We start from the raw sequence: 23,054 nt of genomic DNA on the forward strand, positions 1-23,054 counted from the left end.
TGCTGGGCTTTTCGCATTTTCGTTGCCGCAACCGCCTCCATAGCACGGGTGATTTTCCCCGTGTTTGCCACTGACTTCATTCTTCTTTTAAGATCGCGAATGGATGGCATAACGATACTGTATCGGGATATCTATATAAAAAACTATGCCAACTTCTTCACTTCCTCTATTGCGGCCAGGAGCTCTTTCTCATTCTCTTCGGAGAGTTCTTTTGTCGTCCGGATCGCATCCAAAGTCTTTTGCTTGTGATTATGCAGAAACTCAATAAATTTTTCAGAAACCCTTCCGATTTTCTCAACCGGAATATCGTCAAGCAGACCCGACACGGCCACATAGAGCATCGAGACCTCTTCTTCAAGAGGCATGGGCGCCAGATCAACCTGTTTTAGAATTTCTGTCAGGCGTTTTCCGCGCTCAATTTGTTTTTGCGTCGCCTCTTCCAGTTCCGCGCCGAATTGCGCAAAAGCCGCAAGCTCCCTGAATTGCGCAAGTTCAAGACGTAATTGGCCGGCAACCTTTTTCATGGCTTTGGTTTGTGCAGCCGATCCCACGCGCGATACGGAAAGCCCCACATTTATCGCAGGCCGTATGCCTTGATAAAAAAGATCGCTTTCAAGATATATTTGCCCATCTGTGATGGAAATGACGTTGGTAGGAATGTAACTTGATATGTCCCCCGCCTGGGTTTCGATGATGGGCAGTGCCGTAAGCGATCCTCCCCCATATTTTTTTGCCATCTTTGCTGCGCGTTCCAAAAGCCGTGAGTGCAGATAAAAAACATCCCCTGGGTACGCTTCACGGCCCGGCGGACGGCGCAGAAGAAGCGAAATTTGTCGATACGCCCAGGCATGCTTTGTCAGATCGTCGTAAATGATCAGCGCATCGCGTCCCTTGTCCATGAAGTACTCCCCCATCGCGCATCCGGCATACGGCGCTATGTACCAAAGCGGTGCAGAATCTGACGCCGAAGCGGAAACTACGATGGTGTATTCCATAGCGCCGCGACGTGAAAGCTCCGCGACCATGCGCGCAACTTTAGATTCCTTCTGGCCAATGGCCACGTAAATACAAATTGGGCGGGTTTCCGGAGGTTCATTAAGCTGATTCAGTATTGCATCGATCACAATTGCGGTTTTCCCCGTCTGCCGGTCTCCTAAAATAAGCTCGCGCTGTCCTCTCCCGATGGGAATCATGCCATCGATGGCTTTAATACCCGTATGAAGGGGGGTTTTTACCGATTCGCGCCTGATGACCGACGGAGCTATTTTTTCGACCGGATAGTAGTCGCTTGTTTGTATAGGCCCCCTATCGTCGATCGGCTCGCCCAAAGCATTCACCACCCGACCCAGCATTGCCTCCCCCACGGGAACCTGGAGGATCTTACCCGTACTTTTTACCACATCGCCATCTTTTATCTGCGCATAATCGCCCAACACAACAGCGCCAACTGCATCTTCCTCCAAATTTAACACCAATCCAAAAACTGTCTGTGTTTTGTGCACGTTTGTGTTTTGTGCGGTTTCAAACTCAAGCATCTCACCCGCCATCGCTTCTGATAGCCCGTCAATGCGGGCTACGCCGTCTCCGATCGAGATGACATGCCCAATGTTCTCTGCTTTCATCTCGGCGCGGAATCCTTCAATTTCTTTTTTCAGTTTTTCTATAAGTATCGACATAAAAAGTATTATTTACCTACATGCGATTTTAGCTTTTGTAACTTTCCGCGCACGCTTCCGTCCACCCGCCAATCATCCCACATAAGCACCATGCCTCCAAGAACCTCCGGCACGGTTTTTTCTTTCACTATATATTCAGTACCAAATAATTTTTGTATCTGTATCAGAGTTTTTTGAGGAAGCTTCTTGGCAACAAGTGCTTCTGCGCCCTTTCCCTGCATAAGCTCCTCAACTATTTTCAGGATGGACGGTAAAAGTTTCAACGCCCTATGCTTTCTTAATATGCCAAAAAACGTCTTGATGCGTATTGAAAATTCTTCCTTTTGGGCGTCACGGAGGCTTTCGGAGAGCGCCCTGGCATAATGTTTTGCCGAGTATTTCATGGGTACAAATTACTTTTTTTGTGCAGCTACAATCGCCTCTTCCACAAATTCATCGTAGACTTTTTCGGGCAGGCGCTCACGAAGCACTTTCTCGGTAACCATAAAAACAAGTTCTTTGACCTCTCCGGCAACCTCATCCATTGCACGGGCCTGCTCCTCGCGGATCCGTTGACGGGCTTCTTTCACGAGTTTCTCGACTTTTTGCTCCGCAGCACGCAAAAATTCCTGCTCTTTTTCTTTCGCGAGGAGGCGCGTTTCCCGCAGTATCATATCGGCCTGGCTTTTTGCCCCATCGATCTCTGCGATTTTTCGCGCCTCAATGTCCGCCAACTCTCTGGCAATGCGCTCGCCCGACAAGACACTCTCTTCTATATCTTTTTTGCGTTTTGCAAGCAGTTCTATGACGGGTTTATAGAGAAACTTCTTAAGCAAGAAGAGTAAAATCAAAAAATTCACTGCCTGGGCCAAAAGCAGTTTCCAATCGATGCCAAGTTTGTGGATAAGTTCTTCCATATCCGCCTAAATCTGGAAAATTTTTAGAGCTAATTAGATCGTGTCATCCTTGGCGTTTGATCCGCTGTAGCCGGATCATAACGAAAAATCCTTTCAGACTTAAATGGGTACATTGACAAGTTCGTCCCAGAAGGTGTACTCTAAAAAAAGGTTTTGTATCTTAAAAAATATGGGAGGCGCCCTGTGAGCCACTATCAAATATCGATAGTCATCATGGTGGCGATCTCCTTTGGAGTTATTGCTGCCTATCGTAGGTTGGAATTGTTGCAGAACGTAAGGTGGCAGAAATGGTTTTTGTGGTTCTCGATAGGATCTCTGTTTGATTGGGCAACGACCACGCTCTGCTATCTCATGCTGGGAGACGCGCACGACGAAGGCAATCCCCTTGCACGATATCTTTTTGAGCAATACGGCTTTGGGATAGGACTTTTGATCCACGGGAGCATCGTTACCGCCCTCATGCTCGCGGTCGGAATCACGCTCGGAAAACGTCATGCCTATGCCCGGCTTGCTCTTCTCGTCGGAATGATTTTTCGTTTCTACGCTACAGTCGCAAATGTCTATCTCCTCTTCTCTTAGAAGCCGAATAATCGTATTCGGCTTTTTTCAATTTTGCCCGCGAGAGACATGAGACATCGCCCGAGCGGCTACAAAATTGAACCCCCTCACTCATCCTTTCGATACTTTTCCGATGCACACATTCCATGAGGCGTAGCCGTTACCGCGACTCTTGTATGATAGTCCGATAACGTCTCGGCGGGATGAGTGAGGGGGTAAAGAGCGTGTTCCTGAAATCCATGCGCGCAGGGCACTTAGGATTTCAGACACGCTTATACGAACTTGATAATAAGCGCCACAACCAGGGCGTAGATCGCAATGGCTTCCGCAAACGCGATCGCCAAGATCATTGCCGTCTGGATCTTCGGCGCCGCTTCGGGATTGCGGCCTATCGCTTCCATAGCTTTTCCGGCAAGCCAGCCAATGGCAAGCGCCGGCATAAAAGCTCCTGCAGCGATAGAAGCCGCGGCTGCAAAAGACTTCAGGACATCAGGAGATAATTCTGGCATAAGAAGAAATTCAAAATGCAAATCTCAAAATGCAAAATTTTGGAATATCGTGAAGGTTTTTCCTGCGAGAAAAACTTTCACTCCTTAATTTTGATTTTTGAACTTTGATTTTTGAGTTAATGCTAATGGTGTTCTTCTGTTGCTATTTTTAAGAATACGAGCGTGAGCATGGAAAAAACCAGCGCCTGCATAAATCCAACAAAGATTTCTAGTCCCAAAAATGGCAATGGGGCGATATACGGAACAAGGAACGCAATTACAGTGAGCAGTACCTCTCCCGCGAAGATATTGCCGAACAATCGGAATGAGAACGAGACCATTTTGGCGACCTCCCCGACCAATTCAAGAATCCCCACAAAAAGCAAGATGGGATTTTTAAAGTTTAGGTACTTTCCGGCATGCTTAAAAAAACCGATTGTGGCGACGCCCACAACGTGCACTATGATAACAGAAGATGCCGCAAGCGCCAAGGTCATATTGATATCGGAATTTACTGAACGGAAAAGCGGCACGAAGACATCGCCGTGTTCCCCTGCTTCATGAAAACCCAGAGAACCGACGCCCGGCAGAATTCCCATCCAATTCGAGAGCAATACAAAGAAAAAAATGGTTCCGACAATGGGAAAAAAGCGCTCGGCATCTCTTCGCGATCCCACGGCCTCCTCGATGAATGACACCGCCCCGTCAATGACCGCTTCTGCGGCATTCTGCATAACCCCTTGGGGTACCGGCTTAAGGCCTTGCCTTACCACAAATGCAAATACAATCAATACAGTAATCGCGAGCCACGACATTAAAAGCGTATTGGTGACGGGCAAGACGCCGAACAGGGTAAAAATTTTTTCTGCGGAGAGGGAAATGTGCATGATAGAAAATGTAAAATGTAAATCTCAAAATTTGAAATGACAGTTCAAAATCTTAAAATGATCCATTTGGTCATTTTACATTGTCATTTTGCACTTTGATTTTTGCATTTTGCATTGCGAACGATGAAAACACTTTTTTAAGCCGGAAAATTAGTATTACTAAAGTTATATGCATTGCCACCAATATCGCGCCCAGGAAGATCCACGGCATTGTGCCGAAATGTTTATCCAAAAGTCGCCCGGTAATACCAAAAACCAGAAGCGGCAGGAGAATCGCAAATGTTAAATGAAATATGTTCTTTTTCGTAAGTAGGGAGGTCATGGGCGGAAAACCGCCTCCATGTTACGCGAAACGCGCGAGGATGTCAATACGGCATTTTTCCACATTGCAAGATTGTTGACAATTTAAAAAAACCGCGCATAGTCAAGAAGCATGGACCTTTACAAAGGAGATACTCTGGCATGAAATATCCAATGAGAGGCATCGTCAAGATCATCGGTACCGCAATGCCCCTGTATGTGCTCTTCGCTCTGCCGCTTTTGGCGCAGAACCAGCCGCTTACACGTGATTCCTATAAAAACGCTGCAAACGTCGCTCTCCCCTCCGTAGTGAACATCAGCGTCAGATTTTCAACACCATTTTCCCCTACGGACCAGGGCGCAGGACCGAGCGAGAGTACTGGGAGCGGAATTGTTATGGATACGGATGGGTATATTGTCACTAATAAACACGTGATAAACGGCCCCATTCGGGACATTCAGATCAGTCTTTGGAACGGCGAGAAATTTTCGGCAACGCTCCAAGGTGTGGCATCCGATACCGATATTGCGATCATTAAAACAACGGCCCCTGCAGAAAAATTAAAACCCGCATCATTCCGAGATCTGGCAACGGTAAACGTCGGAGAAATCGTCGTTGCCATTGGCTCACCTCTTGGTCTGCAAAACTCGGTGACACACGGCATTATAAGCGCGATCCGCGTCATGACCCAGGCCGGACAGCGGGAGGTGCCCTCGCATCCCGTCATCCAAACGGATGCGGCCATTAACCCCGGAAATTCCGGAGGACCTCTCTTGGACCTTGATGGTCAGGTGATCGGTATAAATACCTTCATTCTTTCGAATACCCAAACGTCGATCGGCCTTGGTTTCTCAATTCCCGGCAACGTCGCCAAGACCATATACGAACAAATAAAAAGCGGCTCAGTAGCTCTGGGATGGATCGGCATTACTACCCAGAATCTCTCCAGCGACGTCGCGCGCGCATTCGACCTGCCGCCCGATACTCGCGGCGTTGTCATAACAAGCATCGTTCCCGCAAGCCCCGCAGTACAAGGCGGGCTGAAGCAGGGAGACTGCGTTGAATCAGTCGACGGAAAACCGCAAACAGAGTCATTAGCTTTTGAGTGGCTGGTACGAAACAGTGTTCCCGGTACACGACTTTCGCTCGCCGTGCGCCGCGGCAAGGCGCCTCCGAAATTATTCTCCATTACGGTCGCCAAACGGCCATCCCCATAAGAAAAACCCTTAGAAAATTTCTAAGGGCTTTTTAATAGTACTGAGATAAACAGGAGTCCAAGGGTCCCCCATAGGACATACTTGGTAAGATCCTGATATCGCGTCACATACTTGGTACCTATCGGGACGCGCTCTTCTGTCACGATATTGTGTAACATTCCGGCAAGCTCCGAACCGGTACGGGAGTGGCGATAGGTGCCGCCAAGCTCCGAAGCAAGCATCGCCAGACTCACTGTATCGGGCTTCGTGAAGATGATCTGCCCTACTTCTTCTCCCTCCGTCTGCACATAGAGTTCGCCGGGACAGCCATTCTTTTCACGCGTTTTCGGTATGGGGTAAGAGACTGCGGGATCTCCGATGCCGATAATATATACGGACACTTTTCCGAGTTCGCTTAGCGCCGTTAAAGCCTCGACTCTACGTTCGGCAAGAATGTTCGGCGGACCGTCGGGCTCACCATCCGTCATAATAACGAGAAGGCGCTTATGAGGCGACTCTTTTTTGAAAATCTTGGTCGCTTCCAGCGCTGCATCCCAATGATTTGTTCCGCCAAGAAGATCGGGAATAAGTTCTTCGTCGATCGTGCCGGAGACGCGCCGGAAAAACACATAGTCGCGCGTTAGCACAGGGACCATCCGGTATCCGAACCTGGAGAATACAACAAGCCCCAGGCGGTCGACTCCCCGCTCCTCAATCATCCGCAAGAACTCTTTTTCTTCCTGACGCGCAACTGTAAAGCGCGATGGGCCGCAACGGTCGTCGCTCGCCTGCGCCAACATCGAGAGCGAGAGATCTCGAGCGATAACAATATCAAGCGGCTCGTACTCCGTTTGCGGTTCCGTCAGTTTGGCGTGGGGCCCGAGAAGCAATACTCCGATACCCAGGCCGACAAGTGAAATGGCGCATGCGTAGAGAAAGAGACGCCACGTGCGAAACACTCTGCCGGCGTAAGAACCGCGCATTGCCAATATCTTGTTCCGCCGCCGGACCGCAAGAAGGCATATGACCAGGATCGAAGCTGCTGCGGCAAGCACATATGGCAGATACGCACCGTGCGTGAATGCTATCGAATCCATCACAACCTCCTATCTCCAGACGCGTTGGGAAGAACCCTCAGATTGGCCATTCTGCTCCGGAATACGCCGGCTCCAGTAGTCACTAATGCCTTCTTTCGGGTCTCCCTTGCCGTTCTTCAGTGCGGCCTGCCGAGCATTCCGCTCTTGAATGCGCTTCAAAAGCAGTTCGAGGTTTATTTTCGCAGCTACGTCGTACGGAGCGCATTCCAGAACCTTGCGGTACTGATCGCGCGCCGCATCAAGTTCATTGCGCGCCACAAGATACTCCGCGCCGTTGTAAAGAGCGCTGCACGCAACTGCGTTTTCGGGAGAACGTGAGGCTTCGCGGAACAGCGCTTCGGCTTTCGTTCCGTCCCCCAGTCCCGCTGCGGCAACACCGCTGGCATACGAAAGACGATTGGCAAAACGTTCGAATTGTTTCAGCTTCTGTAATGGATATGAACGGCGTTCTGCGGTGTAGCTAGCCAGGGTTTTTTGCATACCGGCATAGCTACCGCTCTGCTCCTGAACGCGCAAGGCCTGTTCCGTCTTTTCGTAGCCACGGTATATCCAGCACCATGCGGCAAGTACCGCAATGGTAAGAACAGTCAAACCAACACCAAATGTGCGCATAGGCACCTCCTTATGGAATTTTCATCCAAAAGTTCTCAATGAAGACCCAGGCAATAAAGAGCACAGCCGCCAACTGGAAGAGTTGTTTTTGCTGATTCTCTTCTTTGAGCTCGCCCTCCATGACAACTTTTGCTTTCTCGGCCTGGCTGATTTCCTGAAAGATGGCGGCGATACCTTCAACGTCGGCACTTTCCCGGTAGAGTCCGCCAGTCGCGACAACTGCTTCAGCAATTTCGGCTTTGCGCTTTTGACCTTCCTCATCGCTCAAACCCGTAGCCGCGGAACTATCGAATGCCGCGAAGTGCACCTTGATACCGAGCTGCTTGGCGAACCAGATGGCTTTGAGTGGATGTATGCCGGTGTTGTATTTTCCATCGGTAAAAAGGAGTACGAATTTCCCCTTTTGAGGGCCTACGCGGTCAGCGACCTCCCGAGCATAAGTAAGGTCTTCCTCGGGTGTACCAAGGCTGTCGACGCTGGCTTCAAGGAGCCAGCGGTCATAACGCTCGCCAAGCCTTCCACGCGCATCTTCTTCGATAAGCGCAATGAGCGAGATAAAAATGCCATCCCCAATGGCAGTGTAGGGGCCCAGCATCGTTGCCTCGAGGGTCCTGATAGCCGCCTCCGACTGGGCAAGGTCCTCCGTCGGATATGTGAAGATCGCTGCATATCCCCGGCCCCGCGTATTAGAGGAAGCTCCGCTGTACGCCGAAACGCCAACGAAGTCTCCTTTGCGAAGCTGCACAAAATCAAGGGCCATAATGCGGATCTTTTCCATCGTGCTTCCCGACTCCCGACCCATGCTCGTCGAAACGTCATAGGATATCATGCAAACTTTCTTCTCCAGCGTAAGGTACGTCGTTTTCAGCGTTGAGACGGGCCGCGCGAGCGCGAAGATAAGAAGCGTTGAGACGGCAAGCCACAGCAAAAGCGGAAGCCTCAACACTGCGCGAGAGAAAATGCCCGAGCGCTTGACCTGGAGCTTCGATGGCTGCAGAAGCCATTGCCGAGAACGTCCTGCCCACACCCAAAGGAGAATAAAAAGGGGGAGCAGGAGAAAGTAGACACCATGTGTGAATGTCATTGGTTACCTCCAACTCCCCAAAAATATCGGAATAGCTGTATAGGAATCCCCTTCGAGCTGATGTTCAAGCCGCGCCAGAACTTGGATCCAGGACGGATCCAAAATGCCGGCAAACTCATCGGCGGTAAAACTTGCCGCTTGAATACGGTCGATACGGCCTTCACCCCTGATACGGGAAACTGCATAGCGCGCCACCAAGCTCCGCAACACCATGCATCCGTCTTTTGAAGGAGCGCGATTATATTCCAGCCAGGCATTGCGTAATTTATACCGTAGCCTCAACCATGCCCAGAACGATGTTTCGTAGACGGGTTCGGGTAGTTCTTCGTCACCGGCCGTTGTGGAAACCGGTAGCCGCCTCTTGCGCGCTTTGCGTGCGGCAAGAAACGTGATAAGCCGGGAAATTCCGAAACCTGCAAGTCCAACGGCAAGCAGTGCGGCAAGCGTAGCTGGAACGATGAAGAAAAAGGTCCGTTCCATCGGATCGGTGTCAGGCATGCCTTTTTGTGGCTCGAGAACCGAATCCTTCTTAAGAATGCTGCGCACCGTAACATTTGCCGAAGAGGGCGATATGGTGCGTATGTCCGAAGACGCCCCTTTCTTGGCCTTTCGCAATTTCCAAAGCACCGGAGGAACCGGGGCCTTGAAGGGCTCGCTCTGGATATCGAGCACCAGATAGGTATAGCGATACGCAACAACGCGGTACGTTCCGGAATCTCCCACCGCCTCTTCCCGATGACGAGCCAGCATCGCAAAAGGCTTGTCCAGAGAAAACGATGAAAGGTACACAATGCCTTCCTGAGGTTTTTCGGGCGGATGTTCATTAAGGATCTCTGCTTCGGCACTGGCATGGATGGAAAGCGTAAGAACATTCGGGTCGCCGATATGCACGACCTCATGCAAGGTGTCCGTCAGCACGTAGAGCGGAACTTTTTCGAGTTTCACACTCTTCGAAAGCGCTGTGTTGCTTTTCCGCGTCTTTGTCACCTTGCCATCGGCACCGGGAATAATCTCGTCGTACTCATAGCGGACGGCAAGGGGCGGCACAGCATAGGCGCCAAGCGGAAGGTTTCCCAGAAGTCGCAGGACAACGGTGAACTCTTGCGCCGTCACTCCTTCCGCACCGGGAAGCGTTATGCGATTTCCCACTGCGATTGAGACTACCGAGAAAGGCGCTAGGTCCTGACCGGCATCAACTTCGACGCGAACGCCGGCAAGAGATCTTACAACATAATGGAATTTCACGGGCTCGTCTCCGACAAACACTTCCCGCTCCGCCAAAACACTAACAAGCACGGGTGGCCGACGGGGCGGCGCGGTCTTTCCTTCCTCGGGAGAAGGCTTGGGCACCGGAGCCTCCGCAGCTGCGGGAGGTTGAGCGGATTGTCCAAATTCGTTGGAAAATCCACCATCTTGAGCCGTTGCATAACCCTGAAAAAGGCAACCGAAGAGCAGCACAAACGGCGCAAAACGGAACTTTCTTGACAAGTATTTCATGATCCACCTCTCTAAAAGCGTATTGAGTTTTAAAATAACTTACAGAATCGTACTTTGTAGCGTACCGAAGAGATTGGGGAAAGTCAAACTCCTATATTAAGGGAGCCCATATGTGGAACGGATAACCGGATCAATAAAGAATAGCGAGGTATTGCCTAACAAATAATGACATCCTCCCCGGACTCTAAGGCCCAGATTCATGTGAGGTCCCCCGGTAAAAAGAAAAAGCCATGGGACGTACCCATGGCTTCATGTTAAATCTCTTCCCGCCGAGTTTCAAAAAAATCGGAGAGTTTTTCGTAGTGCTCCACGTCGGACTCCGATGTCCGGAGCAGGCAGGCGTCTATGCCAACGCGCTCAAGACCTGGCAGAGGATCGTAATCGCCGACTGACGATGCCCAGGATGTTGCTCCCGTTTCCGCATCGCGCAGCATGACCCCCCCTGCAAACGGCGGCAGCGATTCTTCGAGCGGATCACGCAGCGCCACTGCGATGACATCGCAGGCATCGGCAAGCATCTCCAGGTCTGTCGTATCCGTATTCGGAAAAAGAAAGTCCGATACGATACAAATAAGATCTGCGGGATCTTGCGGACGCATCGCGACGTCCCATGCGCGATTGAGGGCAGAAGAGGGGTCGGTCTTCTTTTCGGTAAGCGCGAGAACTTCGATCTGGGCAATAACGCTTTCGAGGGCATGCATGCTACGGATGGGATGGGACTCGAATTCGACGCGAGTCGTAAAAGCGAAAACAACAATAGTGAAGTTTCTCGCGAGACATGCGGTTGCAAGACCGCGCATGACATCGAGCGATGCGGCGTGTTTCAAGCGCGCAGAGCCAAGAAATTCTGAGGCGGAAACATCCACAAGAAAAAGTACGAGGGCGTTCCGGTCGGGATGTTTTTCGACAACGACCATTTGTCCCGTCCGAAGATAGTCGCGGACGCTCAAGGCACGAGGCGGGTCATCGGGTGAGAACTCGCGCATACCCTGAGGCTCAAAGCCATCCTCATCCACAAGAGAACTTGCGAGACAATCCCCTTCACGCTGGCGGACGCGCTTTTTGATGATTAGGGGAAGGTTTTCCCACATGGCTACACCCCCTTCCCGCCTATCGGAACACTGCGCAACACTTCCTCGATGACCTGATTGTTCGAAGTGATTCCATATTTTCTGGAGAGCCGGGGATCGCGAGAGAATTTGAAACGCAGTACGGGCCGCGCTAATGCCCGGATATCGCCAAATTCGATGCGGTCGCGTCCGTTCAGGAATGCGCGCGCAGCGGCTGCACGCAGCATGTCTTCACCGGCGCGGATGCCGGGCGCCCATCCTTCGGCGCCGGTCTTGGGACTGCGAACAACGGCGTGATTGAAGATGGCATCAATAATGCTATCGCTGTAGCGCACAATGACATCATCGTGATCGTGGCTCCGCACGTACTGGTCGAAAACAGCATTTCCCACTTCAACGAAATCCTTGACGTCGAAGACGAGTTGTACGTCATTCATGAGCTCCTCGGCGTTGTGCACATCGACACGGCACCGAAGCTCCGGAGAAGGGTACGGAACGAGTATGTTGAGCATAAACCGCTCCATAAGCGCTTCGGGAAGCTGATTCGTGGACTGGGAAGATTCGACACGATTCTGTGTTGCGGCGCACACATAAAACTCGCCGAGACTCACCGTCTCGTTCTCGAAAGTGATCTGCTGTTCTTCCAGAACTTCCAGAAATACCGAGCAGGTCTTGGGAGCCAGCCGGTTGATCTCGTCCGCAAGCAAGAATTGCGTAAAAAGCGCGCCGCGGCCAAGGCGCATGTCCTGCAGTTTTCCGCCGCCGTCCTTGTCCCCAAACCCGGCCAATCTGTAGAGTATCTCCGCGGGCTTAAGGTCCGGCGTACACTGAATGCGGCTTCTTTGTGCGTTAATAGTCCGCCCAACGGCATTTGCGAGAAGGGTTTTCCCTACGCCCGGGTCGCCTTCCAAAATCACATGTCCCTTTGCAAGGATACCAATGTATAAAAGCTCAACCTGCTCGTCCAGGGCAATAACGGGTTTGTGCACTTCTTTGAGGGCACGCCCATATTTCTCAAGGAACGCTCGCCCCATGTCATTATGGGGAAGCTTGTCTTTCCCGAGTAATTCGGTATCTTTGTCCATTTTTCTGCCTGCCTCTCTAAAAAAATTGAATGTATGTCAAGGAACCCTGTACTTCTTGAGTACATGTTATAGTATAAAATAATGTTCCCGTTGTCAAAATATAACATCCCGATTAAACTGCTTCTGAAAAATTTTTCCGCGGCCCCAAAAAATACCGGGGTTTATTTCTTTTTGTCCCGCGCAGGAAAAGCCCTTTACATCGGCAAGGCTATCGATATTAGAACGCGTCTTCGGTCACACTTTGCAAATGCGGATACGGCTAATCCTGCCAAGGCAAAGCTTCTTAAAGAAACGTGCGCGGTCCGGTGGGAGCTGTGCGATTCGGAGCCGGAAGCGCTCATTCGCGAGGCCGAACTCATTAAAAAACTGAAACCCAGATTCAATATCCTCCTGCGGGACGACAAAAACTATTTTTTTGTCGCTATTACCAAAGAGCCTTTCCCAAAAGTATTTTTGACACACCAGCCTTCCACGCCCTTAAAATCCATAAGTTACGGACAAGAAGCCAAATACATCGGGCCTTTTACGGACGGGGGCTCACTCAAACAGACATTAAAACATCTGCGGAAAATTTTTCCTTACTGTATCTGCAAAACACCGCATAGACGGCCCTGCCTTGCTGCCCTTCTTGGAAGATGCGCCGGCGCCTGTTGCCTTAAAGAGGCAAGGTTAAAATTAAAAAACTACGGAGAAATTAAGCGCCGATACCGGCAGGGAATCTTATCGCTCGCGGAAACTCTTGGCGGAAAACGTTATGCGCTAGGCGCCAGGCTTTTGCGCGAAATGAAAATTTCTGCCCGAAAAAATGAATTTGAAAAAGCAGCGCTCCTGCGCGATCAACTTCGGGCGCTTGAGACAGTTTTTAGACATCGTGCAGTCGTGGCAAACCGGGACATCAAAGAGGAGCGCGAAAAGGCCTTGAGTCACCTGCAAAAGTTATTAGATCTGCCAAAAGCGCCGCGCCGCATTGAGATGTACGATATGTCGAATATCCAGGGAACATGGGCTGTCGGATCCATGGTTGTATTCACCGATGGCTTGCCCGACAAAAGCCAATACCGCAAGTTCCGCATAAAAACTGTTCGCGGCATCGACGATACGGCCATGATGCAAGAAGTCATCTGGCGCCGCCTGCGGCACAATGAATGGCCGATAGCCGATATACTTGCGGTGGACGGAGGAAAAGGACAAATGAGCGCAACGCTTACAGCGTTGTACAATACCCAATATCCAATACCCAATATCCAATACATGCCAATCCTAGGATTGGCAAAGGGAAAGGACGAATTACATTACATGACATTTGAGGCTAAAAGCTATGAGCTAAAAGCTATAAGCTCTATGCCCCGCTCCCGCCTCCCCCGCCCGCTCCGGCATCTTCTGAACCATCTTCAAGCCGAAGCGCACCGATTCGCAATTACCTACCATCGGAAATTACGATCTTCCGGAACTTAGACATGCGTCACAGAAACAGAGAAAATTAAATCCCGCGTAACTGGCGCGGGATTTATGATGTGATGCTTTCTATTTCAACTTCGGTAAACGACTGGCGATGACCGATACGTCTGCGATAGCGTTTCTTGGGCTTGTATTTAAGCATTTTTATTTTTCGTGCTCTGCCTTCCCCAACAATAACTTTCGCCGCAACGCGCGCCGATGGCAGATAGGGTTTCCCGACCGTAACGCTTTCGCCGTTTGCGTTGCCAATCAAAAGCACCTCTCCAAAGTAAAAATTTTCTCCGGTGTTTTTCCCCAGTTTCTCCACTTTTAGCCGTTTTCCCGGAGAAACAATGTATTGTTTCCCTCCGGTTTTTATAATTGCCAGCTTGTCGGACATAGATGTTCTTTTACGCTAACTCAACGCCTTGAACGTAGTGTATCCTGTCGGAACCAAAAAGACAAGCCCTATGCAGGAGGAAGCTTCAACTCTTTCTCGATGTCTCCCGCAAGCTCCAAAATGCTATCGGCATAGAAAGCGAAGGCGGGATTATCCCAATTTTCTCCGGCAAAATATATAAGCGCGGCCTTGCGCTCTGTAGCCTCGGTTTTTTCGCTTGCTCCGGCCTGGGCAAGTTTTAAAGCCGTTCCGGCAAACGCATCATCAATATTCCATGGGGAAGGCAGCGCGTGACCTGTCAATTCTTTGATACCGTCTTCGTACCCAAGCCAGGTAAGAGGAAGGAACTGAGCCGGTCCCATCGCGCCTCCCCATCCATAGGAAGGTTTTTTGGATACCGGGACCGTATCGGGATTAAGTCCGAGCTTCTGCACGATGATAAGAAATCCGGGCCATTGGGATGGCTCCATGTCATCTTTCCAGTTCCCGGAGCCCTGTGAGGCGCCAAAACGTGATTCCTGCGCGACAAGCGCCAGCAAGAATGCCGGCCGTATGTTAACTCGGCGCGTGAGAGTCTCGGCATGCGCATATGCCTCGGCCAAAGAAAGTTCCCTTCCTACCCCTTCTCGATCGAAAAACTCCTGCTGTAAAGAAACTGACGCCAGCTCCGCCCGACGTAACAGATCCTGATAAAGCACCCCTCGTTTTTGCGTATACGCGCCGATTGCCTTTTTCCGGATGTCTTCCTGAAAAAGGGCGGATTCCTGGCGAAGCTCGAGTTCATGCAAAAGAATAAGTTCGTGGCTCTGTTTTTGCAGGCTTCTTTTTTGACGATCGAGATTTCGCTGTTCTTCCCGGATAAGCCCCACGCTTTCCCGAACCGCACGGTGCACAAGTTCGGTACTATGCACAGTATCGAAAAAACTCGAAAAGTTCGAAGCGGAAAGCACGAGATGTACCCGGCGTTTTTGCGACGTATCGATATCCCGTAGGAGCTCGGCGAGCATGCCGCGCTCCCTGGCGATGCGCTTCATGTATTCGGAGATCTTTCGATCAATATCCGCGGAACGCTGGCCTGTATCGGCTATAGAAAATTGCGTAAGGGATTTTTCGAGCGAGAGTTTTTTCTTGCGAGTCTCAATAAGCAAGACGGCATCCTGAAGGGACCTCACCTCTTGAGAACTTTCTTCGATACGGGTTTTATAGCCCTGGATCTGCGAGCGAAGTTCAAAAAGAGAATCATGAAGCGTCTGGTCGGCATATGCGTCTCGACACAATAAAAAAACGCATACAATGATGCATCCTGAAGCACAAATTCGAAGAGAGTCCCTGTAAAAATTTGAAAGTAGTAGCATTTAGAGACTACCCAAGAAGTCTCTTAGGCCTTAGCCTGCTTTCCGGCAGACGGAGATTTTAAATTTTCTTCTTTTTGGACAGCTTCTTCTTTCTTCTTATTACGCTCTTCCTCGCCAACCACCTTTATCTGACTAATCGCGGCCTGTTCCTCGGGAGCCTCACTAAGCTTCTCAAGCTCGCTTTCGGTGCGGGGCTCTTCGACAAGCGCAATAACCACATCCAAATTCGCCTCCACGGAAACTCCTTTGGGAAGTTTTATATCTTTGACGCGGACCATGTCATGGAATTTCTTAAGAAGCGAGATATCTACTTCCAGTTCTCTCGGCAAGTCCTGCGGAAGACATTCTACCTCTATATCCTGCATCGCGCGCACAAGCATGCCGCCTTCGTTCTTTACCGCAGAAGACTCTCCCACATACACCAGCGGGACTTTTGCCTTCAGCTTCTCGTCCATGCGCACTTCATAAAAATCAATATGCAAAAAACGATTCGTAAGCGCGTGACGCGTCATATCGTGCACCAGCACCTTCCGAATATCGTCCTGGCCGATCTGGAGTGAAACAAGGGAGCTTACACCCGCTTCTTTATATACCTTCAAAAAATCCTTCTCCCCAACTAAAATAGGCACGGCGCCCTTATGTTTTCCACCGTAAAGTACCGCGGGAATAAAACCATCCTTGCGGTATCTTTTTACTTTTTTACCAAGAACGGTTCTTGGTTTTCCGACAAGTTTATGCGTCTGCATAGTTTAGTGATTTACTGGTGCCGTGCCCGCTCTGTAGCACGCCTTCCTCTGCCGTCCGCGACACGCGCTTTTCTAAAAATACGTGGACGTTGAGCACATCATCGGAAGTGATTTCCGAGGCATTCCAAAAACGTTCGATGTCGGCTCTTGCCAGATCCGAGAGCATGCCCATGGTCGTCACCATTCCCAGCATCCCGGAAAGGATCGTGAGGATCGCCGAACTGCGGCACCGGGAACATTCGGCATGCACTACCGTAAAACGCTCGCCCTTTCGCAACATCTCGATACAACCCGAATCGTAGCCAAGACCGCACATCGGGCAGTGTCCAAAAACATGATGCTGGTGTTTTTTATGTCTCATGTGCGTACTCAACAATCACTTAAGATACTACCGGCTCCTCAAAACGTCAACCCCCGCCCCATCTTATCTTTACGGGATAAGATTCGGGGGCGTGCGGCCTTCAAAAACTGCAATAATATTCTCGGCGGCAAGGCGTGCCATGGCTGACCTGGTCTCATGCGTTGCTGAAGCGGTGTGCGGCGTCAAAACCACGTTCGGAAGCTCCGCAAGTCCGGATGCAAGGGAGGGCTCATTCTCAAACACATCCAGGGCCGCGCCTCTGATCCATTCTTCTTTGAGAGCCCGTACCAATACCGCCTCATCCACAATAGGTCCCCGAGACGTATTGATGAGATAGGAGGATTTTTTCATTCCCCGCAATTCCTTTTCCCCAAAAAGATGGCGCGTGGTTTCGAGCAAAGGCACGTGAATACTCACGAAATCCGCTTCGCGCAGAAGCTCGGGAAGAGCGCGATACTGTGCCGAAAATTCCTTTTCAAATTCACTATTCGGCTTCACGTCGTGATAGAGCACCTTCATGCCGAATCCTTTCACCGCTTTCTGGGCGAGCGCGCTTCCGATCCGTCCAAGTCCAACGATGCCCAAGGTCTTGCCGTGCACTTCGCTCCCCAGTAGCAACATGGGCGCCCATCCGATATATTTTCCCGCACGAGTGAACGCGTCACTTTCTGGAATGCGGCGCGCTATGGCCATAAGAAGCGCAAAGGCGTGTTCCGCGACGGCTTCGGTGAGCACTCCCGGGGTATTAGTGACTGCGATGTGGCGTTCCTTAGCCGCAGCGATATCTATGTTGTCGAATCCCACCGCGTAATTCGCGATGATTTTAAGCTGGACGCCAATGCTATCCATAACCTCCGCATTGATCTTGTCGGTTAAAAGCGAGATAAGCCCGTCGCATCCTTTTGCGCTCTCTAAAATTTCTTCTTTTGTAAGAACCCGATCGTAAGGATTTACCGAAACGTCAAATCCCTTCTCTTTTAGTAAAGAGAGGGCGGGCTCGGGAATTCCACGAGTGATAAAGACTTTTGCCATGTTAATTAGAACCGGAACGGGGAAAATCCCGCGAACGTTTAATTTCTATTGCTCCGAGAGTATTTTCATCAATGACCCTAAGCGTATCAAGCCAATACGTGATGGTCGTAACTAAAAACACAACCACGACCATGGCAATAACTCCCCAATAGAGCATGCCTCCGCGGTAGCTTTCGCCTCCTATGACAATGCTGGTAGCCGCCGATTTTTGTTCCGTCATGACCATACGCTTTGCGTGTTAAAAATCACAAAGAAATGACTTGGCCTTCAAAATGCTCTATGAGCAATTTTTCCAACACCTCCTCGCCACCCATGTATTCCATAAATATCTTATTCCACAAGGCCTCTTGCTGGTGATAGAGGTATTTTATCATGTGTTTTTCCATAACAAGCGCCATGATGTTGTCCAGGAGGTCGAAACTGATAAGGCGTTCCGACCCATCTTGCTCGCTTTTGAAGATATCCCCCACAAAATCAAGGTTATACCAGAACCCCACGTTCGTAAACGCAAAACGGTCGTTAAGCCGCGCAATGTCCCGTTCGGTCCTCCTCCAATGGAGCGCTTCGGGATTGACATGCGGGGTAAAAAGAAGCGGATGCCGTTCGTCTTCTTTCGCAAGATACCGCTGTACGATGAGCCAACGCGCTCCTTCGCCCAGAGCCTGGTCGGGTCTGGGTACGTCTCCCCGGAAAAGCGAGATGAGGCGCAGGGCAAAATCCGGACGTTGCGCATAGCGACGCATGAGCTTGGCATAAAAACTTACCTCGTGCAGATAATGGTTCAAAAGGCCATAGAGGCGGAGCGTCTCTCCCGGCGTATCTATGCGGTCTGGTATCACGAAGATAACACCAAGCTCTTTCAGGTGGCTCACGTTATGATATTTCTTTTTTTGGAATTTTTTTGCAATTTCAAGCCACTTGCCCCCAAGCACCGTCATGACAATGGGCCGCTCTTCAAAATCAGCGGGTGTCAACGCTTCATAGGCTTTGAAAAATACCGTATTGAGCCATTCCGAGCCTTCCACAATGCGCAGCGCGGCAAATACTTCATAAAAGTTCTCTTTGGCCAGAAGTTCCTGAACCGAAGCGTAGCCTAGCGCTGAAAGGATTTTCTGGGGAGGATATTGATAGAGAAATTCTTTTGCTTTTTTTTCCTTGAGAAAAAACCCCTTCGGCGGGTACACAAATTCATACGCGAAGTTAAAAAGCGAGTGCAGTCCTTCAAGCGTTGTGCCATCCGGCTTGCGAAAAAGCTCGTAGAGTTCCGCGTCCGATTGGCGGAGCGCATCCAGCAACACTCCGTATGCCTGTTCGGCTGACGCGTTTTTATGCAGGCCGAACATATTGCGGATCAACAGCACGCGCTTCGCGTTCTCCGCGGCGATATTTTCAATGACCGTCGTCTTTCCGGTCGCCTTGGCCATTTTTGCTTCCAACGCATAAAGATCCCCGATGGGGATGCGCAGGATGGCCGCTATTTTATTGAACGATTCTTCCCGTTCCATATCCGCAAAGTTTAATCCGCTTTGCCAATTCAGATTCGGCTTCGGCTAACCGCAAAGTTGCGCCATCTGGGGCTTGTGAATTCGCGCCTGCCAAGAATCCCCGCCTTAGCTCCGAAATGCTCCACAACCGAGGTTGCGTTCGCCGAGCCCAGGCGCATAGCATATTTAATGACATCCGGCGGGTATATATCGCACACCGCCGCCTTTTTCTTTCTTGCTCCTTGCTCCTTGTTCCTTGTTCCTTGAATCAGCCCCGCCACAAAACCGGACCCGAAGGCATCCCCAGCTCCCGTACGATTGACCAATTGCTTCTCGCGGAAAACCCCGGCAGTATAGAGATTTGCGCCGTCGGAAACCATAGCTCCATGCGCTCCATCCGTAAGTACCGCAAGACACGGCATCCATTCATCAATTTTCTTAAAAATGGCCTCGTGTTTCCGATATGGAATACCGGTGATCATGCTTGCCTCCTCGCGGTTCATAATAAGCACGTCCACCTGCCGAAGCATGCTTCTAAAATACGCCGCGCCGCGCTTAAGCATGGGAAGCGAAGGATTCAGCGCCGTGCGGATGCCGTGCGCCCTGGCATACCGCAATGCTTTCTCGCACGTCTTGAATGCACCGCCAGGAAACAGAAAAAACCATCGCGTCTTCAGCTCTTCCCATGCGATATCTTCCGGAAGAAGGCGTTCGCTCGCTCCCCGATATACTAAAATAGTGCGCTCGCCCCCGGATAGCAGAAGCAGGGAATAGGCCGTGGAATATTTTTTTGTTTTCAATAAAAAGCGCGCATCAACATGCTCGCCCAAAAGCCCGCTTCTCACCTCTTCGCCCGACACGTCGCTTCCCACTTTTGCAATGCATGCGGTTTTCAGTCCCTGCCGGGCAAAGGTCACTGCAGCATTCGTCGCGCCGCCTCCGGTGGTAAAAATTATCCTTGAGACGTCTATCTTTGCTCCTGCGGGCATAGAGAGCGCCTGTCCGGTCGAAAATTTTCTCTCTTTTCTCAAAACAAACGAGGGGCTTTCTATGAAAGCGTCGCGCGTCGCAGTTCCAATGGTGATAATGTCGTACACAGGCAACAAAGTGATTGAGTGACCGAGTCACGAAGTGATCGGCATAGGTCTCAACTAGGCTTGAACGATAACAATAATTCTATAACGGCACTCCTCTTACCGGCATTTCTATAAGCCGAACATGCGGGTCCTCCGTAAGCTGTAAGAGCTTTTCAACACGAACTAGAGCTTGCACGATATTATCCGTTCCTTTTTGCTTAACACCGATATCGTCCGACATGACATAGTCATTATAGGTTATGTTTTGTATATAGATATAGACCTTAATGGAACCGCTCGTAATCTGCAGCCCATTTTTTCTAGCGAATTCCTCATAGTTGGAGGATTGTGTAAGTCCAAAGAGAACGCCTGAAAGCTTGGAAGTGTCTTGAGTTGACGCATCCCTTTCTTCAATCACTTTTTGTGAAGCATTAATGGCGTTTTGAATTCCTAATTTTGCCGGCTCTGGAACTTTTAAAAGAATGACCTGGAGCACCTGGAGATGTTTAGTAATAGCTTGCTCGAAACGCGTGGAGAGATCGGTCTCGTTTTTTCCCGATTTTTTTATCTCGCTGATCTTATCAAGTGCCTGCTGGAGCTGATTCTTATATTTCTCAAGGGTTTTCTCTGCAATATCTGTTTTCTCTTTTTCAATCAATTTCTGGTACTCGGCCATACGCACGTCCGCCAAGTGAAGATATTGTTTGGCCTTGTTTTCCGCCCCGAAGGTAAAGAAGGTCTGGATATTTTCCTTCCAGGTTTTCAAAAAATAAAAATGGCTGTCGGGCGTGATTCCCGAGTCTGGTAATCCTTCGGCTTTGGCGAAAACCAAACCAGAAAAAAGCAATGACAAAGCAATTAAAGAGATGGTGTATTTCATATCTCTAAAAATAACAGATTTCGTACTTTTAAAAAATATTTTTCTGGAGATCCGCCGGCTGGTGGAGAGTTAGCCCGCTTCGCCAAAGTTTCAGCGAGGCGAGGAAGTTTTTCTTTCGCGCTGCCACTCATGACTTTCTCTTAAGTACTTTCTTTATCGCTTCCTTGATAGACCCCACGCCCATGCCGAAGGCTTCAATGAGCTCGTTGGGTTCACCCGATTCGCCGAAACGGTCGTGAACTCCAACAAATTCCATAGGAACAGGATGGTGCTGTACTAAAATTTCAGCGACGCGCGACCCCATGCCTCCCATAATTTGATGTTCTTCGACCGTGACCACCGCCCCGCAGGTCTTGGCCGCATTCGTTATTACTTCCTCATCCATCGGCTTTATGGAAGCATTATTCACCACCATACAAGAAATGCCCTCCTGCTCCAGGTCCCGTGCCGCAAGAAGCGCGTTATAGACGAGGGGACCACAGGCAATAATCGCAACATCTTTCCCTTCCCAAAAAACCTGCGCTTTGCCGATTTGGAAGGGGGTCTCCTCCGTAGTGAACACCGGCGTTTTTTCCCGCTGGAAACGGAAAAACGCGGGTTTTCCCGTATCGGCTATGGTCATGGTCACTTTCCGATTCTCGATAGAATCACATGCAGAAAAAACCTGCATATTGGGCAGAGTGCGCATGATAGCGATATCTTCTATTGCCTGATGCGTCGCGCCATCGGGTCCTACGGAAACTCCTGCATGGGCGCCTGCGATTTTCACCGGCTGGTCATTATAGCAGATAGTGGTGCGCACCTGCTCCCAGGCCCTTCCCGGACAGAACATCGTGTAGGAGGCAACGTAAGGAATCTTCCCCGCTGCGGCCATGCCGGATGCCACGGTAACAAGATTCTGCTCCGCCACACCCATCTGCACAAATCTGTCCGGATACGAATCGGCAAACTTTTTTGTCTGCGTCGAGCCCGTAAGATCCGCGCAAAGCGCCACCACATTAGGATTTTTATCCCCGAGTAATTTCAAACCTTCGCCATACCCCATACGGGTCGGCTCCTGCTTGATCGCAGGATCGAACAGATTCTCAACAAGTTTTGCTTTTGGATTTACGGGCATGTGCGAGCTATTAGGTTTATAGCTGATAACTTATAAGTTTTATAATAAGACGTGGCGGGTGGGGAGTCGTCCGCCAGCAGACGGATGGGGCAGCCGACATATTCCATGTCTATACCATCCCCTCTTTTTATGTTTTTGTTGCGGCGCGCTTAAGACAATTTTTCGAAGACAAAAACTAGTTCGCCACCGTTACGCTCTGCTGTGTAATCGTTGAATATCCTATCGCGTCCGTCGCAAGCACCGCGATAATATGTTCGCCATTTTTTGCGCCGGCCGTATCCCATGCGAAGACATAAGGCTCCGCTGAAAAAACGGCAATCTCCGCGCCGTCCAAAAGGAACTTCACCGCCGATGCGTTCTTGTCCGATACCGCGCTTATCTGGATCTTGCCGCTTACGCTAGCATTTTTTGCCGGAGTAAGGATGCGGACACCGTCCTTCTGCATCATGCTTCCGCGCTTGATTTGCGTCATCATACGGTCTGAAAAATCAAAAAAAGACGTTTGCGTGCGGTTTGCCCGCGAAATTTCCACAACGGCAAGCAAAAACGCGAAAAACACGAACGCAAACCCCACTATGGTCCCTATCCAGAATGGATACCACTTGGAAATCTCGGAACCATTACCCTTCACTAAACGAAAAGAAACATTATCGGGCATACTGCTTGAGCTTCTAGCTTTCGGTTAATAGCTTTTAGAAATATCCATCCCCAAAAGGAGG

26 protein-coding genes are annotated in these 23,054 nt (G+C 50.2%); 3 read left to right on the plus strand and 23 right to left on the minus strand.

The window, feature by feature from the left end; all coding sequences use genetic code 11:
- The 4 genes from Q7S09_04375 to atpF form a co-directional block, all read right to left on the minus strand.
- Window positions 1–110 (minus strand): F0F1 ATP synthase subunit gamma (locus tag Q7S09_04375; protein ID MDO8558390.1); only part of this gene is annotated, 110 nt, incomplete at its 3' end.
- A gap of 33 nt (window positions 111–143) precedes the next feature.
- Window positions 144–1,676: a F0F1 ATP synthase subunit alpha gene (gene atpA, locus Q7S09_04380; protein ID MDO8558391.1), complete on the minus strand. Its 1,533-nt coding sequence runs from the start codon at window positions 1,674–1,676 to the stop codon at window positions 144–146.
- 8 nt (window positions 1,677–1,684) lie between these two features.
- On the minus strand, window positions 1,685–2,059 hold the full coding sequence (locus Q7S09_04385) for a F0F1 ATP synthase subunit delta (protein MDO8558392.1): 375 nt from the start codon (window positions 2,057–2,059) through the stop codon (window positions 1,685–1,687).
- A gap of 9 nt (window positions 2,060–2,068) precedes the next feature.
- Complete coding sequence (atpF, locus tag Q7S09_04390; GenBank protein MDO8558393.1) at window positions 2,069–2,572, minus strand: F0F1 ATP synthase subunit B; 504 nt, start codon at window positions 2,570–2,572, stop codon at window positions 2,069–2,071.
- Window positions 2,573–2,755: 183 nt separating this feature from the next.
- On the opposite strand from atpF, the gene Q7S09_04395 reads away from it, so the two are divergent.
- Window positions 2,756–3,151: a hypothetical protein gene (locus tag Q7S09_04395; GenBank protein ID MDO8558394.1), complete on the plus strand. Its 396-nt coding sequence runs from the start codon at window positions 2,756–2,758 to the stop codon at window positions 3,149–3,151.
- Between the two features lie 251 nt (window positions 3,152–3,402).
- Here Q7S09_04395 and atpE read toward each other — a convergent pair whose 3' ends face one another.
- Together atpE and atpB are read right to left on the minus strand one after the other, a co-directional pair.
- Entirely contained in the window at window positions 3,403–3,639 is a 237-nt protein-coding gene (gene atpE, locus Q7S09_04400) for an ATP synthase F0 subunit C (protein ID MDO8558395.1), read from the minus strand.
- 122 nt (window positions 3,640–3,761) lie between these two features.
- On the minus strand, window positions 3,762–4,505 hold the full coding sequence (atpB, locus tag Q7S09_04405; GenBank protein ID MDO8558396.1) for a F0F1 ATP synthase subunit A: 744 nt from the start codon (window positions 4,503–4,505) through the stop codon (window positions 3,762–3,764).
- Between the two features lie 462 nt (window positions 4,506–4,967).
- Between atpB and Q7S09_04410 the strand changes: the two genes are divergently transcribed.
- On the plus strand, window positions 4,968–6,023 hold the full coding sequence (locus Q7S09_04410; protein MDO8558397.1) for a trypsin-like peptidase domain-containing protein: 1,056 nt from the start codon (window positions 4,968–4,970) through the stop codon (window positions 6,021–6,023).
- 20 nt (window positions 6,024–6,043) lie between these two features.
- On the opposite strand, the gene Q7S09_04415 is transcribed toward Q7S09_04410, so the two are convergent.
- From Q7S09_04415 to Q7S09_04440, 6 genes are all read right to left on the minus strand, one after another.
- On the minus strand, window positions 6,044–7,099 hold the full coding sequence (locus Q7S09_04415) for a VWA domain-containing protein (protein MDO8558398.1): 1,056 nt from the start codon (window positions 7,097–7,099) through the stop codon (window positions 6,044–6,046).
- Window positions 7,100–7,108: 9 nt separating this feature from the next.
- Window positions 7,109–7,711 carry a hypothetical protein gene (locus tag Q7S09_04420; GenBank protein ID MDO8558399.1) on the minus strand — a complete coding sequence of 201 codons (603 nt, stop codon included), beginning with the start codon at window positions 7,709–7,711 and terminating at the stop codon, window positions 7,109–7,111.
- Window positions 7,712–7,721: 10 nt separating this feature from the next.
- On the minus strand, window positions 7,722–8,795 hold the full coding sequence (locus tag Q7S09_04425; protein MDO8558400.1) for a hypothetical protein: 1,074 nt from the start codon (window positions 8,793–8,795) through the stop codon (window positions 7,722–7,724).
- A gap of 3 nt (window positions 8,796–8,798) precedes the next feature.
- Window positions 8,799–10,292: a hypothetical protein gene (locus Q7S09_04430; GenBank protein ID MDO8558401.1), complete on the minus strand. Its 1,494-nt coding sequence runs from the start codon at window positions 10,290–10,292 to the stop codon at window positions 8,799–8,801.
- A gap of 254 nt (window positions 10,293–10,546) precedes the next feature.
- Entirely contained in the window at window positions 10,547–11,383 is an 837-nt protein-coding gene (locus Q7S09_04435) for a DUF58 domain-containing protein (GenBank protein MDO8558402.1), read from the minus strand.
- A 2-nt stretch (window positions 11,384–11,385) separates the two neighbouring features.
- Window positions 11,386–12,447 carry a MoxR family ATPase gene (locus tag Q7S09_04440; GenBank protein MDO8558403.1) on the minus strand — a complete coding sequence of 354 codons (1,062 nt, stop codon included), beginning with the start codon at window positions 12,445–12,447 and terminating at the stop codon, window positions 11,386–11,388.
- Between the two features lie 81 nt (window positions 12,448–12,528).
- On the opposite strand from Q7S09_04440, the gene Q7S09_04445 reads away from it, so the two are divergent.
- Entirely contained in the window at window positions 12,529–13,902 is a 1,374-nt protein-coding gene (locus Q7S09_04445) for a GIY-YIG nuclease family protein (GenBank protein ID MDO8558404.1), read from the plus strand.
- Window positions 13,903–13,954: 52 nt separating this feature from the next.
- Here Q7S09_04445 and rplU read toward each other — a convergent pair whose 3' ends face one another.
- From rplU to Q7S09_04500, 11 genes are all read right to left on the minus strand, one after another.
- Window positions 13,955–14,284, minus strand: a complete 330-nt coding sequence (gene rplU / locus Q7S09_04450) for a 50S ribosomal protein L21 (GenBank protein MDO8558405.1) — start codon at window positions 14,282–14,284, stop codon at window positions 13,955–13,957.
- A 68-nt stretch (window positions 14,285–14,352) separates the two neighbouring features.
- Entirely contained in the window at window positions 14,353–15,561 is a 1,209-nt protein-coding gene (locus Q7S09_04455; protein MDO8558406.1) for a hypothetical protein, read from the minus strand.
- A gap of 101 nt (window positions 15,562–15,662) precedes the next feature.
- Entirely contained in the window at window positions 15,663–16,385 is a 723-nt protein-coding gene (locus Q7S09_04460) for a 50S ribosomal protein L25 (protein ID MDO8558407.1), read from the minus strand.
- Window positions 16,372–16,746, minus strand: a complete 375-nt coding sequence (locus Q7S09_04465) for a hypothetical protein (protein MDO8558408.1) — start codon at window positions 16,744–16,746, stop codon at window positions 16,372–16,374. Before Q7S09_04465 ends, Q7S09_04460 begins: the two co-directional genes overlap by 14 nt.
- A 69-nt stretch (window positions 16,747–16,815) precedes the next feature.
- Window positions 16,816–17,778: a D-glycerate dehydrogenase gene (locus Q7S09_04470; GenBank protein MDO8558409.1), complete on the minus strand. Its 963-nt coding sequence runs from the start codon at window positions 17,776–17,778 to the stop codon at window positions 16,816–16,818.
- Window position 17,779: 1 nt separating this feature from the next.
- Window positions 17,780–17,998 carry a hypothetical protein gene (locus tag Q7S09_04475; protein MDO8558410.1) on the minus strand — a complete coding sequence of 73 codons (219 nt, stop codon included), beginning with the start codon at window positions 17,996–17,998 and terminating at the stop codon, window positions 17,780–17,782.
- Window positions 17,999–18,023: 25 nt separating this feature from the next.
- Window positions 18,024–19,283: a hypothetical protein gene (locus Q7S09_04480; GenBank protein MDO8558411.1), complete on the minus strand. Its 1,260-nt coding sequence runs from the start codon at window positions 19,281–19,283 to the stop codon at window positions 18,024–18,026.
- Between the two features lie 29 nt (window positions 19,284–19,312).
- Window positions 19,313–20,359: a carbohydrate kinase family protein gene (locus Q7S09_04485; protein ID MDO8558412.1), complete on the minus strand. Its 1,047-nt coding sequence runs from the start codon at window positions 20,357–20,359 to the stop codon at window positions 19,313–19,315.
- A 79-nt stretch (window positions 20,360–20,438) separates the two neighbouring features.
- Complete coding sequence (locus Q7S09_04490; GenBank protein MDO8558413.1) at window positions 20,439–21,218, minus strand: DUF5667 domain-containing protein; 780 nt, start codon at window positions 21,216–21,218, stop codon at window positions 20,439–20,441.
- 127 nt (window positions 21,219–21,345) lie between these two features.
- Window positions 21,346–22,335, minus strand: coding sequence for a transketolase C-terminal domain-containing protein (locus Q7S09_04495; GenBank protein ID MDO8558414.1), 990 nt, complete (start codon window positions 22,333–22,335; stop codon window positions 21,346–21,348).
- 175 nt (window positions 22,336–22,510) lie between these two features.
- Window positions 22,511–22,993, minus strand: coding sequence for an Ig-like domain-containing protein (locus Q7S09_04500; GenBank protein MDO8558415.1), 483 nt, complete (start codon window positions 22,991–22,993; stop codon window positions 22,511–22,513).
- Window positions 22,994–23,054 lie beyond the last annotated feature (61 nt).

The sequence above is a fragment of the bacterium genome (genome assembly GCA_030649025.1).
In the GTDB taxonomy this organism is placed as follows: domain Bacteria; phylum Patescibacteriota; class Minisyncoccia; order JAUYLV01; family JAUYLV01; genus JAUSGO01.